Origin of the sequence: Collinsella aerofaciens (assembly GCF_028209885.1) — a bacterium.
Classification (GTDB): Bacteria; Actinomycetota; Coriobacteriia; order Coriobacteriales; family Coriobacteriaceae; genus Collinsella; species Collinsella aerofaciens_BA.
Genome location: NZ_JAQLEM010000028.1, coordinates 1 through 15,471 on the forward strand (window position 1 = coordinate 1; position 15,471 = coordinate 15,471).

The following is a 15,471-nucleotide window of genomic DNA, read 5'->3' on the forward strand; positions in this document are numbered from 1 at the left end:
TCACCGTATTCCAGGTTCCCGGACGCCGGGCAGACTCGCTTCGGTTCGGGCGCTACACCAACTTTCTCGACACTACCCTTTCCGTCTTGCGCAGGACTGTAGAGCAGGAAAGTTCATATGCGCCGCCCGGCTCCCGCCGCTCCCAGGGGCAACTCTCATGCAAAAACTTTTGTCGGGTAAAGTCCGAGGTCAGTGGCGTTTTATACCGAGAAATCCAAAAAAGTTGAAAATTCATTACAAATTTGCGTTGACTTTAGGTAACTAAAGTTTCATACTGCTTTTCATCCACTGGGGGATGTGAACACGCACGGAACGTTCACATCATGATCGAAGAGGATTTCTTAGACATGTTCACGCATCAGCTAAACATTATCAGCGTAGTAATTATCTGATGCGGGTTAGCACATACAGCTAGCCCGTACGATAACGGGCGGCTGATGAAGATGAGGGCCGTCGAGCGCAACCGACGGCCCTCATTTTTTATGTCTAGGAAGTTCTTTTTAGAGGAGGAAATGTAATGAACGGAGTTTTGCTCATGGTTGTGGCCGCGGTGGTGCTCGCCTGCGGCTATCTGGGCTACGGTCGCTGGCTGGCCAATAAGTGGGGCGTTGACAAGGATGCCCTCACGCCGGCCAAGCGCATGAAGGACGGCAAGAGCTTCTCGCCCGTTTCCGCCTTCACCGCGTTCTCGCACCAGTTCAGCTCGATCTGCGGTGCCGGCCCTGTCACGGGCACGATTGTCGCCATGGCCTTTGGCTGGCTGCCCGTCGTGCTTTGGGTTCTCGTCGGCGGCATCTTCTTTGGCGCCGTCCACGACTTTGGCGCCCTGTATGCCTCGATGAAGAACAACGGCAAGTCCCTGGCTCAGCTCATCGAGAAGTACATCGGCAAGACCGGTCGTCGCCTGTTCCTGCTGTTCTGCTGGCTGTTCTGCATCATCGTCATCGCCGCTTTCACCGACATGGTCTGCAAGACGTTCATGTTCACCCCGGCCGTTGACGCTTCTGGTGCTGCTACCGGTGCCATCGACTTCACCAAGTCCTATGCCGCCGGCTGCGCTGGTACCATCTCCATCCTGTTCACCTTCGTCGCGATCGCCTTTGGTTGGGCTCAGAAGAAGTTCAACCTCACCGGCGCTGCCGAGTTCGTCACCGGCGTGGTGCTCATGGTTCTCATGTTTGCCGTCGGTATGCAGTTCCCGGTCTACCTGGATAAGTTCCAGTGGTTCGCCGTCGTCATGGTCTACCTGGTCTTTGCCGGCGCCATGCCCATCCAGACGCTCAAGACCCCGCGTGACTACCTCACCTCGATCATGATGATCGTCATGATCGCCTGCGCTGTCCTCGGCATCGTCGTCCTGGGCGTCAACGGCCAGGCCACTATCACCGCTCCGGCCTTTACCGGCTTCTCTAGCGCTTCTGGCATGATGTTCCCGGTCCTGTTTGTCTCCGTTGCCTGCGGCGCTCTCTCTGGTTTCCACAGCCTCGTTTCTTCCGGTACCTCCTCCAAGCAGGTCGAGAAGGAGCAGGACGCCGTCAAGGTTGGTTACGGCGCCATGATCGTCGAGTCCTTCGTCGGCATCCTTGCCATCATCGTCGCCGGCATCATGTTCTCCGACATGAACACCGCCGGTACCGGCGCCCTCAACGCCGGCGTCGCTTCCACCCCGTTCCAGATCTTCGCCGCTGGCATCTCCCGCGGTATGCAGGCCTTCGGCGTTAACGGCACGCTCGCAACCGTCTTTATGACCATGAACGTCTCCGCTCTGGCCCTGACCTCGCTCGACGCCGTCGCCCGCATCGCCCGCACTTCGTTCTCCGAGTTCTTTGCCCAGACCAACGATGCCCTGGCCATCGAGTCCAAGGCCGGCTACATGAAGGTCCTCGGCAACCCCTGGTTCGCCACGGTCGTTACCCTGCTTCCCGGTCTCGCTCTCGCTTTTGGTGGCTATGCCAACATCTGGCCGCTCTTTGGTGCTTCCAACCAGCTGCTCGGCGGCATGACCATGATCACCCTCGCCGTGTTCTGCAAGTGCACCGGCCGCAAGGGCTGGATGCTCTACGTGCCCGTCGTCTTCCTGCTCTGCTGCACCTTCACCTCGCTGGTCCAGAGCGCCATGGGCTGCATGACCGCCGTCCAGGCCTACGGTTTCTTCGGTACCATCCCGGCTACCGCCACCACGGCCGCCGTCTCCGTCGCCGCCACCAAGGGCCTGCAGCTCGTCTTTGCCGTCCTGCTGATGGTCCTGGGCCTCATCGTTGCCGTCAACTGCCTCAAGGAGTTCTTCGGCAAGGAGGCTGGCTCCATGCCTGATGAGGAGCCCGAGTGGTCCGATATGGGCAAGGCCGAGTACGGTCGCGCCGCTGCCGCTGAGGCTCCTGCCGACGCCGAGGCCGCCAAGGCCTAGTCGGTCGGACGGGTTGAATCTCCCATCCATTTGACTCGGAAAGACCGGGTCCGCGACTTCGCGGGCTCGGTCTTTTTTCATGCAAAAGCGGGTGACGCTCGAGTGTTCTCGCAGATGTTTTGCGTGGATAAGGGCGCGCGTTGTACCATATAGACGTATATGTGTACATATGAAAGGGGCCCCGTGGCCAAGACGGTATATTCCGATAACCAAAATAATGTCGATGCCCTGGCTGAGCGTCTGAGCAGCCAGACATCGCTTTCTGCTGAGCGTGCCAAGCTGGTTGCCTACGACCTGCTTTGCCGCAAGGCGCTCAAGATCAAGTCGAGCGCGCTGGCGCAAATTTTCCGCTCCGTCGATAAGGAATGTGACACCAAGGCGATGCGCGATGAGCTTATCGCGGCAAATATCGTGACCAAGATTGAGGGTAGCGGCATTAACGGGCGTCCGGCGTTCTATACCATCAATGCCGAGATTCGCGATGTTCAGGAACAGCCTGCCGAGGCTGCCGAAGAGGTCGTCGAGGACGTTGTCGAGGTGCCTGCTGAGGCGGCAATAGCTCCGCGCGAGCATGTCGATACCGACGAGCTGCTTGACGAGAACGTCGTTCGCGCCTTTACGGCCAAGGCGGGACGCGGCGGTTTTGGCGGGGGTGGCAAGCGCGATGCGCAGCGCCGCGCCCAGCAGGAGCGCTTCCGCCGCGCCGTAGCTCAAAAGGGTGAGACGGATGTCGAGGCTGTTGAGACCGAGGTTGCTGCCGAGTCGCAGAAGCCCGCGAGGGAGCAAAAGCCCGTGGAGGCCCAAGAGCCCAAGCGTCGTCGCGGTGCTCACTTTAAGACTGCACAGCAGGATGCCGCGCGTGAGGTTGAAGAGTCTTCTGAGGTTGCAGACGATGTTGAGGGGTCTGCCAAGAAGGCTCCGGGTTCGTGTCGTCCCGGCCGCGGTTTTGCGGGACGCGCGTATCCCGTAAAGCATCAGGAGAAGGGCGAGTCGGTTTCGACCACCCAGGACGAGAAGGCCGTTGAGCCGGAGGCTCGCGAGCAGAAGCCTGTTGAGCCGCAGCTTGAGGTTGATGCCGAGGCCAAGGGCCAGCAGCCTACTGATGAGCAGACGGAGCAGGGCGCGTCGAGCAAGCCTCGCCGCCGTCGCCATCGTGGGGGCCGCAGTTCCCATGCCGAGACTGCAACCGAGAAGATCACGCCGCGGGACGAGGATGTGAAGGCCGAGGTTTCTGCGGGGCAGTCTAAGCGCCAGCCAGCGAAGGAGAGCAAGTCCGATCGTCCGCAGAAGCAGGCGTCTATGCCGAAGCGCGAGCGCAATTCCCAAGGCGATTCTAAGCGCAAGTCTCAGAAGAAGCCGGAGTCTACCGCAGCAGATACTGCTGCCCAGCAGCCCAAGTCGGCAGTCCACGGTGAGGTCTCGGCGTTTGCCCTTGCCCGCGTTTTAGGCAGGCAGCTGCTCAAAGTTGTCCCTACGCCTACGGCGCTCTCTAAGATCAAGGAGCAGCAGACACAGATCGTAAAGGTTGAGGGCAAGGACGGCAAAAAGGCTCCGCAGCGCACTCAGCACAACGAGATGTCCAACCGCAAGATTGCCGAGGAAATCGCAATCATCCAGGCTTGGATCGAGCAGAACCGAGGTGCCGATACGCCGGTTGCCTCGCGCCGCCAGCGTGCCTACCAGATCTTTAACGACGAGAAGGCTTTTGACGGCAAGCACGGTGAGCGCCTGATCAGACGTATGACCGAAAAGGGCATCAGCATGCAGGCGATCAAGGTCGCCCCCAATCGCCCCGTGCACTTTACGGGCTTCTTTACGCTGGGTGCCGACAAGCCGTTCATTATGGTCGAGAACCTGGATACCTATGACGAGATCGTCAAGCTCCTGCGCGGACGCAAACATGCCAAGCTCTTTGGCATCAAAGTGGGCGGCGTGATTTTTGGCGGCGGCTGCAAAGCGAGCGTCTCGCACGCACTGGATGATTATCTGGCCGAGATTGGCTATCGCTTTAACTACGTCTACTACGTGGGCGATATCGATCGCGAGGGCGCGCGCATCGTCGAGCAGGCTCGCAATGCCAATGTGGTTGAGATTCGCCTGCATGCCGGCATGTATCGCGCTATGCTCGCCGAGCATAAGCGTCGCGTGAAGGCCGGCGGAGAGTGCGAGCCCGCGGCTGCCAACCAGGGTGTGCCGCAGAACCTGGCAGCGACGATCAAAGATCTGCCCATGGTCACGCGCGTGCAGTTCCGCAACGTGCTACGTGAAGGCGGGCGCATTCCGCAGGAGATCCTGATGACCGCCGACTATCGGGATGGCGACTCGGGAAGCTTCGACCGCATGCTCAACAACTAGGGCGTTCGGCCCCGGGAGAGTGGGGACACCGGCTTAGGTTTCCTGCTCTACAGTCCTGCTCACGACGGAGGCCACATTAAGTGGCCTCCTGTTCGTGCGGAACTCGCGATAAACCTAAGCCGGTGTCCCCACTCTCCCGGGGCCTGTGGTTACTTGGTTGTTGCATGCGGCTCGCTTTTCGGAACAGGGCTGATAATTCTAGATGCAAGGCGCTCTTGGTCGTTATGGGCCTGGGGCGTCTGTCTTATATAGGTAGATTCCTTGCGGGTTCGAATCCCTCCGCTTGCTCACAAGAAAAGCCTCCCGATCGGCTATGCGTTCGAGAGGCTTGTTTCTTTGGCTGGGACGGAGGGATTCGAACCCCCAACAGCCGGCACCAAAAACCGGAGTTCTACCGTTGAACTACGTCCCAATGTGTGGTGTTGCCCAAAAGCAACTCGTTTAGTTTACCTAATCTGCGAGGGCATCGCAAACGCCATCGAGCAGGCGTACGGCGAGTGTCTGCGCGTCGCTGGCCGTGAAGGTGCCGTTGTAGCGCGTCATGCCCGTGAGCTCAATGCGAATGCGTGCCGGCTTCTGCTGTGCGGCGACATTGGCAGTGCGGATGCGCTGGGCCAGGTTGTGGCACTCGGCGAGGGCAATCGTGGCGCGCGGTGCTGCATCTGCGGGCAGCTCGTCGCTTGCGATCTCGAGCACCAGGTCAACGTCGGTTGGGACCTCGGAGTCGCAGAGCATCATGCCGCTGTTGTCGGTCGTTGCCGTGGCGATATTCCACATGCGCGACGCAACACTGCGTGCGATGGGGTCCTCGCCGATAACGGCAATCTGGAAGCGCTCGAGCACGTTGGCGGCGCGAGCAAAACCGATGCGGGACTCGGCTTCGGTGACCGAGGGCTTGCCCTCCCACACATGGTGCAGGCGGTTGATGTAGGCGTAGGTGTCCTGGAAGGCCATGCCGTCGGCAAACAGGCCGACATTTTCCTGGAACTGCTGCAGGGCGGCCTCGGTATGCGGGCCAAAGTAGCCGTCGTCTTCGCCACAGGCAAAGCCCAAAACGTTGAGAGCGCGCTGCAGGGCCTGCACATCGGCGCCATGGAAATTGGGCATGCGCAGATAGAGGGTGCGGTCGCCCAGCTTATACGAAGCGTCTACAAGGGCGCTCCAACAGGGGATATCGACGGCATGACCGGCAGCAAGGCCGCTGTCGAGCCTGAAGGTGCTGACGGCCTGCTCAGTGGTGGCTCCAAAGTACTTGTCGGTGACTTCGGCGGCATCAATCGTGTAGCCGAGCTGCAGGAGACGAGACTGCACGTCCTCGACGGCTGCTCCTTGCATGCCCGTTGTAATAGGTTCCATGAACGAACCCCTTTCGGCGTACCATTCGTACTATTTGAGCGTCTGTCGGATAGACAACGCAAAGGGATGCATAAACATGCACTCAACAGTGTAGCAAGTTGTGCCTAAATACGCTGCTGACAGGTTTTATAACCCCCGTTAGTTAAGACGCTCCACAAAGAAATCTGCCATGGAGAGGAACAGCTCGCGTGCGTGCGGATCAAGCTCAACGTTCTCGATGGCTGCTTTGGCCTTAGCGGTCAGGTCGAGCGCGTAAGTGTGGGCGTAATCGATGGAGCCGGTCTCCTGGAAGATCTCCACGGCGCGTGCGAGCTGCGCGGGATCATCGGTGCCTGAGGAAAGAATCGCCTCGACCTCGTCGTGGTGGCGCTCATCAGAGAGGGCGTGTACGGCGACAAGCGTGCGCTTGCCCTCGGTGATGTCGGTGCGGAAGTCCTTGTTGGCGGCTTCCTTAGTGCCGACAAGGTTGAGCAGGTCGTCCTGAATCTGAAAGGCAAGGCCTGTGTGCAGGCCAAAGGCGCGCAGCGCTTCGATTTGCTCATCGCTGCCGCCGCCGATAATGGCTCCGGCGGCAAGCGGCGTGGCTCCGCTGTAAAACGCGGTCTTGTGCGTCGCCATGTCCAGGTAGTCATCAACCGAGATATCAAAGCGCCCGTCGCGGACCCAACCCAGGTCGAGTGCTTGTCCCTCAATGGTGCGGACGATCATCTCGGTAAGCTCGTGGAGCACGCGCAGCTTCACGTCGGACTCCAGCGTAGGGTCGTCGAGAACCGTCTTGGTGACCATGGTGAGCGCCAGGTCGCCACAATTGATGGCAAGGCCCGTGCCCTCGGTAAGGTGCATGCAGGGCTTGCCTCGACGAAGCTGTCCGTTGTCGGCGATGTCGTCGTGGATCAGCGCGCCCGACTGGAAATGCTCGATGGCCGCCGCGGCGCTGCGGGCACTCTCAAAGCTACCGCCCACTGCGGTTGCGGCGAGCATGCAGATAAGCGGGCGGTGGCGCTTGCCGGCGTTGGCCGTAAAAGCCGAGAGCGGCGCGTACAGGTAGCGCTCGATATCGGCAGAGGTCGCCTGTCCGTCAAAGAACGTGGCCAGATAGTCGTTAATCTGGTCAAAGTGCTGGGCTAAAAAGCTGGTAAACGGACTGGACACGGGTTCTCGCATTCTTTCTGAGGTTGCATTGATGCAATATGCAGACAACATATTGCCACATCAGGGCGTTTGGCGCGGCAGTTTTGGCGATTTAGGACAACGGGCGTGCGTTTGATGGAGTGTGCCTAAATCAGCCTAAAATGCTCGAGCGCCGCAACGACACCGTCATGATCGACGGTGTCGGTCACGTAATCGGCCTTATCCTTGAGATAGTCCGGTGCGTTGCCCATCGCAATGCCGACATCGACGGCGTTCATCAGCGAGACGTCATTGCTGGCGTCGCCAATGCCGTATACGGTTCCGTGGTGGGGGTCGAGGGCGTCGAGTACAGACTGGATGCCCCCGCGCTTCGTGCATTCGTGGGGCGAGATTTCGGTTACCTCGAGTTCGAGCTCATTAAAGCACAGCAGCGGCTCAAGTGCCTTATCTTGAGTGATGTGGTTGGCGAGCGATGTAGACATCAAGATCTTGTAGACACTGTAATGTTGCAGCTGCGTGACTGCGTCGCCCAGGGTGCGCGCGTATCCGGGAGCATCGGGCGCATCGGCACTCATGCGCACGACGCCGTTGAGGCCCTCAAAGCGGATGACCTCGCCCGATTGCTCAAGGTAGGGGGCAAGACGCTGCAGCATACTGGGCGTCATCGACAGATCGCGAATTGCGTGTCCGTTGATCTCGGCGTAACCGCCCGCAAGACAGACGATGCCGGTCCAAGGCAGCTCAAGAAGTTTGGGGTGGATGCAGCTCAGGGTGCGTCCCGTGCAGATAAAGGCCATGTTGCCGTTGGCGACAAACTCGCGGATTGCCTGCGAAACCGCCTCGTTGGGATAGGGGGAGAGGTCCCGCTCGTCTTCGGGAAGGTCTTGGGCGAGCCTGGGGTCTTGCCAGGCGAGCGTTCCGTCGATATCGAAGAAGCAAATAGAGCCGCGCTTATGGGCTGCGCTGGCGGCAGGGGAGGCCGAGGTGGTGGGCACAAATTCCGGCTCGAGGCCCATGATCTGGTCAAAATGCTCTTTAACGCGGGGAACGGAGATGCCGATGACCACCTGGGCGGTCTTGCCCGTAATGATGAGGCCCTTGGCGCCCACCGCGACAAACGACGCGTTATCTGCAACGATGGAAGGGTCTGCGACCTCGACGCGCAGGCGCGTGGCGCAGTTGGTTGCGCCCACGATATTGCCAACGCCACCTAAAAGCTGAATTACCCGCTCAGCGAGGACGTGATCTTGATCGGATCGACTATCGACCTCGTCATTGGGGGATTGCTCTTTGGCAAAGTCGCTTCCCGTTAAACAATCGATTGCCGCGCGATTGGCAACATGATCCTCGCGGCCCGGTGTCTTAAGGTCATAGACCAAGATGAGTGCTCGAAAACTAACAAAAAAGATGAGGCTAAAGGCAAGGCCGATACCGAGCGCCAAAAGATAGGCACCGGCATGCGTGCGCATGAGCGGAATAAAGTTGAAGGCTGCCATCTCCATGAGGCCGCCCGAGAAGATGCCGACGATGCCAAAGAGATTCATGGTTGTGGCAAGGCAAGACGATAAGACGGCGTAGAGCAAAAAGAGCCCGGGGTGGGTGAACATAAAGAGAAACTCGAGTGGCTCGGTAACGCCGCAAACCACCGAGGCGATGATGGCGGGAGCAAGGATGACCCTGAGGCCGGCGCGGCGCTCGGGTTTTGCGGTGGAGTAGAATGCAGCTGCGATGGCAGGAAGGCCAAAGAGCTTGACCCAGCCGGTGGCGGTAAAACCGGCCCACGGCGCAAGTTCATTAAGGGGGCGCGTGCTATGGGAGAGGATGGGGAGCAAACTGCTCCACGTGGCGTAGATGCCGTCGTTAATGACCAGGTTGTCGTAGTAGATCGGCATGTAGAGCAGGTGGTGCAGGCCAAAGGGCTCGAGTGCTCGTTCTAAAAAGACAAAGATGCCCACGCCAAAGGGACCGACGCCTGCAAGCGCGTGACGCAGCGTATCGGTTACATCGTATACGTAGGGCACGATGGCGGCCGAGATAGCAGCAAGGGCAAACACGGCAAAAAAGCTGATGAGGTAGACCAGCGAGGAGCCCGAGAAGGTGCCGAGCCAATCGGGAACCTTGGCATCGTAGAAGCGGTCATGGATGGCAACGACGGTTGCCGATACCGCCAGCGGGCCGATAATGCCGGTGTCGAGCGTCTTGATGCCGTCGATGACGGTGATACCGCTGGCGGAGGTCAAAGATGACGGGTACTCAAGTCCAAGGTTGTCTCCGCTCAGCTTAATGATCTCGCTCAAAAAGAAGCAGTAGGCAAAATAGGCGACGAGAGCCTCGAGACAGCAACGAGCCGGTTGTTTTTGGGCAAGACCGATGGGCAGCGCTACGGCAAAAAGGAGCGGGAGGCGTTTAAAGACCGTCCACGAGCCGCGCTGGATGATGGTCCAAAAAACGTACCAAGGGGTTCCGTATACGGCGAGATCGCCGACGATGTCCGCAGTCGTTGCGAGAGCGGAGACGCCGACCATGAGGCCTGATATAGAAAACAGCATGGCGGGCGCGAACATTGCCCCGCCAAAGCGTTGGATTTTTTGCAGCATGTTCTGCCTTCCGAATATCGAGGCGCGTTGCGCGTGGGGAAACGTTTAAACAATGGATTCATTGTAGAGGACCAGACGATTGTCGTACCGGCAGTTTTGAGCGAAACCGATTTGGGCATGACAGAAACCGTCAACGGTTAAATCCTGTCGCTTTACCGATATTCGGTTTAAACAACTTTAAGAAATGCTATCGTGCCTAGCCGGAAATGAATTATGTAGAGGTGAAACAATGCCAAAAGCGATATACGAAGGAATCTACCGAGAAATACGCTCGCGCATCATTAATGGGACCTATGCGTTTCAGGAGATGCTGCCAACCGAAGCCGAGCTGACCGCGGAATTTGGCTGCACGCGCAATACCGTCCGCCGCGCTTTGAGCATGCTGGCCGACGGGATGTTTGTGCAGCCCATACACGGCAAGGGCGTGCGCGTTATTTGGCTTAAGGGCGAAACCGACATGTTGGGCGCACTCGAAGAGGTTGAGTCGTTTGGCGAGTTTGCAAAGCGCAACAATGCCGTTGCATCGACGGACGTTAAGTCTTTCGAACATCTGGTTTGCACCGAGCAACTCTCTCGTCACCTGGGCTTTAAGGTGGGCGAGGAGTTGATTCGCGTAGTGCGTGTCCGAAGCCTCAACGGCAACGCGCGCCAAGTGGACCATGGCTATTTTTTGGCGTCGATCGCCAAGGGCCTGACTCCCGAGATCGCGGCAGATTCTATTTACGGCTATCTGGAGCACAAGCGCGGTGTCAAAGTGATGGCGAGCCGTCGTACGGTGAGTGTCGAGCTCGCCAACGATGAGGACTGCAGCTATCTTGACCTCGGCAAATACAACTGCGTTGCCGTCATGGAGAGTCAGTCGTACACCTCGGATGGCATCTTGTTTGAGGTGACGCACACTCGCACACACCCCGAGATCTTCCATTACCGCGTCAATTCCAAGCGATAGCCGGCTAGCTCGCAGCCTGACGAGACTCATGGCCTCAAAGAGAAAACGCCCGGTCAAACCGACGGTACATCGGCTTGACCGGGCGTTTTCTCTGCATTAGATAACAAATAATTGTTTATACAAAACTTGTCAAGTATCAAGTTGAAATTACCGTTCACCGAAGTTTTTCTACCGCTCTAGTAATACTTGTTCAAACAACTAGCCAAATAGCGTATCGTTCAAATCAGCAAAAGGGGCAAAGTCCCCGAGCCAATCTCCGAAGGCGGCGGCAAAGGGTGCCGCCACGGTGTGAAAGGGTGGATTGTAATGAAGAACGAAATGAGCAGAAGGCAGTTCCTGGGCTTTGCTGGTTCCGCGGCTGCAGTTCTTGGTCTGGGCCTCGTGGGTTGCGGTGGTTCTGCCGGCTCCGGCTCCTCTGCTTCTGGTGACGCTGCCGAGGTCTACTTCCTCCAATTCAAGCCCGAGGTCGACAAGGAGTGGAAGGAGATCGCCAAGGCCTATAAGAAGGAGAAGGGCGTCGAGGTCAAGATCGTGACCGCCGCTTCCAACACCTACGAGGAGAAGCTTAAGTCCGAGATGTCCAAGAGCTCCGCTCCGACCCTGTTCCAGGTCAACGGCCCCACCGGTCTTAAGAACTGGAAGGATTACTGCGCCGACCTGTCCGATACCAAGCTCCGCGGTGAGCTCATTGACGACTCCCTGGCTCTGCAGTCCGACGGCAAGGATGTGTGCATCGACTGGGTCCAGGAGAGCTTCGGCATCATCTACAACAAGCAGCTGCTCGAGAAGGCTGGCTACAAGGCCGAGGACATCAACTCCTTCGACAAGCTGAAGGCTTGTGCCGATGACATTCAGGCCCGCAAGGACGAGCTTGGTGTCGAGGGTGCCTTCACTTCCGCCGGCATGGACGACTCCTCCAGCTGGCGCTACACCACCCACCTTGCCAACATGCCGCTCTACTACGAGTTTGAGAAGGAGCACAACCAGGAGGACGACGAGATCAAGGGTGAGTTCCTCGACAACTACAAGCAGATCTTCGACCTGTACATCACCGACTCCACCTGCGATCCTTCGCAGCTTGCTTCCAAGACCGGCGACGACGCCACCAACGAGTTCGCAACCGGCAAGGCCGTCTTCTACCAGAACGGCTCTTGGGCCTACTCTGACCTCGTCAAGGCCGGCATGACCGACGATCAGATTGGCATGATGCCGATCTACATCGGTGTTGACGGCGAGGAGAACCAGGGCCTGTGCTCCGGCGGCGAGAACTACTGGTGCGTCAGTTCCCAGGCTTCCGAGGATGCCCAGAAGGCCACCGAGGACTTCATGTATTGGTGCGTCACCGCTGACACCCCGACCAGCATCATCGCCGACAAGATGGGTCTGACCGCTCCGTTCAAGAGCGCCAAGGAGACTACCAACGTCTTCTCGCAGCAGGCCGTTGCCATGGCCAAGGACGGCAAGAAGACCGTCGCTTGGGACTTCGTCTACATTCCCTCCGAGGAGTGGAAGAAGAATCTCAAGCAGGCTCTGATTGCCTACGCTGCCGATAACACCAAGTGGGACGGCGTCAAGAACGCCTTCGTCGATGGCTGGAAGACCGAGAAGGCCGCTTCCGAGTAAGCAGTTGCTGCCCAAGCTATCTGATTAGCGACAGGGGGCGGGCAGACGTTGGTTTGCCCGCCCCCTGCATATTGAAAGGACCCTTTTATGGGCAAAGCACTCAAGCGCTGGTGGCCGCTCTTTATGCTGCCCACGTGCCTGGCGTTTATGATCGGGTTCGTGATCCCTTTTATCCAGGGCTTCTATCTCTCGTTCTGCCAGTTTATTATCATTAGTAACGCGCACTTTGTCGGTATCGAGAACTACGTGCGCGCGCTGTCCGATCCGCAGTTCTCCACGTCGTTCTTCTTTACCGTGGCGTTTGCCTTCCTGTCGACGGTGCTCATCAACGTGATCGCCCTGGCCATTGCGCAGGCGCTCACCCGCAAGGCGCTCAAAGGCACCAACATCTTCCGTACGATCTTCTTTATGCCTAACCTGATCGGCGGCATCGTGCTGGGCTACATTTGGCAGATTCTGATCAACTGCCTGCTCTCCAACGTGGGCGCCCAGCTCATCGCTCTTAACTCTGCTGCTGGCTTCTGGGGCCTTATCATCCTGACCCTGTGGCAGCAGGTCGGCTACATGATGATCATCTACATCGCTGGTCTGCAGTCCATTCCGTCCGACTACATCGAGGCCGCCAAGGTCGATGGCGCTACGGCATGGCAGACGTTTTGGAAGGTTAAGATCCCTAACCTGATGCCGACCATCACCATCTGCCTGTTCCTGTCCATCACCAACGGCTTTAAGCTGTTCGACCAGAACCTCGCCCTTACCGGCGGCGCCCCCGCGCACTCCACCGAGATGCTCGCCCTGAACATCTACAACACGTTCTATTCGCGTGCCGGTATCGCATGGCAGGGCATTGGTCAGGCCAAGGCGGTTATCTTCTGCATCCTGGTCGTGGCCATCTCCATGATCCAGCTTAAGGCCACGAGGTCCAAGGAGGTGCAGCAGTAATGAAACGCGATAAGGTTATCAACCGCGCGCTCTCGATTTTCTTTACGATCCTGTCGCTCGCGTGGATCTACCCCGTGTTCATGATTGCGCTCAATTCCTTTAAAAAGGGAACTGCAATCAGCACCACCACGGCGTTCGATCTGCTCACGCCCGAGACGTTCAACGGCCTCGCAAACTACATGCACGCCCTTAACGAGCAGGGCTTTGCCTCGGCATTTATGTACTCGCTCATCATCACGGTCACGTCGGTCGTGCTGATCTTGGTGTGCTGCTCCATGTGCGCTTGGTACGTGGTTCGTGTCAACAACAAGATCTCGAACTTCTTCTATTACCTGTTCGTGTTCTCGATGGTCGTGCCGTTCCAGATGCTCATGTTCACGCTGTCCAATTTGGCGGACCGCATCGGCTTCAACACGCCGTTCAACATCTGCTTTATCTACCTCGGCTTTGGCGCGGGCCTGGCGGTCTTTATGTTCGCCGGTTTTGTAAAGAACATCCCGCTCGAGATCGAGGAGGCGGCCATGATTGATGGCTGCAACCCGGTCCAGGTGTTCTTTAAGATCGTCCTTCCCATCATGAAGCCCACCTATCTTTCGGTCGGCATCCTCGAGACCATGTGGGTCTGGAACGACTATCTGCTGCCCTACCTTACGCTCGACTCCACCAAGTACAAGACCATTCCTATCTTGATCCAGTACTTCCGCGGCGGCTACGGCCACGTCGAGCTCGGCCCCATGATGGCCTGCATCATGATGGTCGTTATCCCCATCGTTATCATGTACATCCTCTGTCAGAAGTACATCATCGACGGCGTGGTGGCAGGTGCCGTCAAGGGCTGATGCCGTAACTGTTTTGCAAGTTTCTGCGGCGCCCCTCAGCGCGGCGCCGCATATCGAAAGGTAGAGACATGGCCGAGATCGTTCTCAAACATGTTCAGAAGGTGTATCCCAACAACGAGTCAAAAAAGAAAGGCTTCTTTGGCAAAAAGAAGAAGACCGAGGAGAAGAAGCACAACCTCAAGGTTACCGAGGACGGTGTGCTCGCTGTAGAGGACTTCAACCTCACCGTTCACGACCAGGAGTTCGTCGTCCTCGTTGGCCCCTCTGGCTGCGGTAAGTCCACGACGATGCGCATGGTCGCCGGCCTGGAGGACATTACCTCGGGCGATGTGCTCATCGACGGCAAGCGTGTCAACGACGTGGCGCCCAAGGACCGCGACATCGCCATGGTGTTCCAGAGCTACGCTCTGTACCCCAATATGACGGTGTACGAGAACATGGCATTTACGCTCGAGCTCAAGAAGGTTCCCAAGGACGAGATCGACCGCAAGGTTCGCTCTGCTGCCGAGATTCTGGGCATTACCGAGTACCTCGACCGTAAGCCCAAGGCGCTCTCCGGCGGCCAGCGTCAGCGTGTCGCTATCGGCCGCGCCATCGTGCGTGACCCCAAGGTCTTCCTGATGGACGAGCCGCTGTCCAACCTGGACGCCAAGCTTCGTAACCAGATGCGTGCCGAGCTCATTAAGCTGCGCCACGAGATCAAGGGCACGTTCATTTATGTTACTCACGACCAGACCGAGGCTATGACCCTCGGTGACCGTATCGTGGTCATGAAGGACGGCGTTGTCCAGCAGATCGCCACGCCGCAGGAGGTCTTCAACCATCCCGCGAACATCTTCGTCGCCGGCTTCATCGGCGTGCCGCAGATGAACTTCTTCGATGCCCAGCTGGTGCGCTCGGGCAACGGCTTTACCGTCAAGACCGAGGATATGAACGTGGCGCTCGCCCCCGAGACTTGCGCTCAGCTTGCCCTCAACTGGGACGGCGGCGACGTGAAGGAGATTACGGCCGGTGTGCGTCCCGAGCAGATCCTGCTTGCCGACAAGGGCGAGGAGGGCGCGCTCCAGGGTACCGTCGAGGTGACCGAGCTCATGGGCTCGACCGAGCATGTCCACGTGACCGCTCCCGACGGCCAGTTTGTCCTGATTATCCCCGTCGTCGACCTCGAGGCCAAGGGCGCGCTCAAGGCTGGCGACACCATCTGGTTCAAGTTCGAGAAGAACGCGACCCACCTCTTCGATAAGGTCTCTGGCAAGAACCTTATCTAGGCCC

General features: G+C 58.3%; 10 protein-coding genes and 1 tRNA gene. 7 read left to right on the forward strand and 4 right to left on the reverse strand.

The features are described from left to right. Positions 1-517 precede the first annotated feature (517 nt). Positions 518-2,407: a carbon starvation CstA family protein gene (locus tag PMX21_RS07580; RefSeq protein ID WP_271748965.1), complete on the forward strand. Its 1,890-nt coding sequence runs from the start codon at positions 518-520 to the stop codon at positions 2,405-2,407. A gap of 183 nt (positions 2,408-2,590) precedes the next feature. Then, entirely contained in the window at positions 2,591-4,762 is a 2,172-nt protein-coding gene (locus PMX21_RS07585; protein WP_271748966.1) for a hypothetical protein, read from the forward strand. Positions 4,763-5,099: 337 nt separating this feature from the next. Here PMX21_RS07585 and PMX21_RS07590 read toward each other — a convergent pair. From PMX21_RS07590 to PMX21_RS07605, 4 genes are all read right to left on the reverse strand, one after another. Then, a tRNA-Gln gene (locus PMX21_RS07590) sits at positions 5,100-5,174 on the reverse strand. Positions 5,175-5,212: 38 nt separating this feature from the next. Next, complete coding sequence (locus tag PMX21_RS07595) at positions 5,213-6,118, reverse strand: peptidoglycan-binding domain-containing protein (protein ID WP_022094145.1); 906 nt, start codon at positions 6,116-6,118, stop codon at positions 5,213-5,215. 138 nt (positions 6,119-6,256) lie between these two features. After that, the gene (locus tag PMX21_RS07600; protein WP_260699342.1) at positions 6,257-7,270 is read right to left on the reverse strand and encodes a polyprenyl synthetase family protein; all 1,014 of its coding nucleotides are present in this window, start codon (positions 7,268-7,270) and stop codon (positions 6,257-6,259) included. 125 nt (positions 7,271-7,395) lie between these two features. Then, positions 7,396-9,846, reverse strand: a complete 2,451-nt coding sequence (locus PMX21_RS07605) for a PTS transporter subunit EIIC (RefSeq protein ID WP_271748856.1) — start codon at positions 9,844-9,846, stop codon at positions 7,396-7,398. 229 nt (positions 9,847-10,075) lie between these two features. Between PMX21_RS07605 and PMX21_RS07610 the strand changes: the two genes are divergently transcribed. The 5 genes from PMX21_RS07610 (at position 10,076) to PMX21_RS07630 (ending at position 15,467) form a co-directional block, all read left to right on the forward strand. After that, a complete protein-coding gene (locus PMX21_RS07610) occupies positions 10,076-10,795 on the forward strand; it encodes a GntR family transcriptional regulator (protein ID WP_055285612.1) in 720 nt (239 codons plus the stop codon). Positions 10,796-11,101: 306 nt separating this feature from the next. Continuing rightward, a complete protein-coding gene (locus tag PMX21_RS07615) occupies positions 11,102-12,418 on the forward strand; it encodes an ABC transporter substrate-binding protein (RefSeq protein WP_195240873.1) in 1,317 nt (438 codons plus the stop codon). An 87-nt stretch (positions 12,419-12,505) separates the two neighbouring features. Further along, positions 12,506-13,360 carry a carbohydrate ABC transporter permease gene (locus tag PMX21_RS07620; protein ID WP_006235864.1) on the forward strand — a complete coding sequence of 285 codons (855 nt, stop codon included), beginning with the start codon at positions 12,506-12,508 and terminating at the stop codon, positions 13,358-13,360. Continuing rightward, a complete protein-coding gene (locus PMX21_RS07625) occupies positions 13,360-14,199 on the forward strand; it encodes a carbohydrate ABC transporter permease (protein WP_271748857.1) in 840 nt (279 codons plus the stop codon). Before PMX21_RS07620 ends, PMX21_RS07625 begins: the two co-directional genes overlap by 1 nt. A 68-nt stretch (positions 14,200-14,267) precedes the next feature. Then, a complete protein-coding gene (locus PMX21_RS07630; RefSeq protein WP_035137764.1) occupies positions 14,268-15,467 on the forward strand; it encodes an ABC transporter ATP-binding protein in 1,200 nt (399 codons plus the stop codon). Positions 15,468-15,471 lie beyond the last annotated feature (4 nt).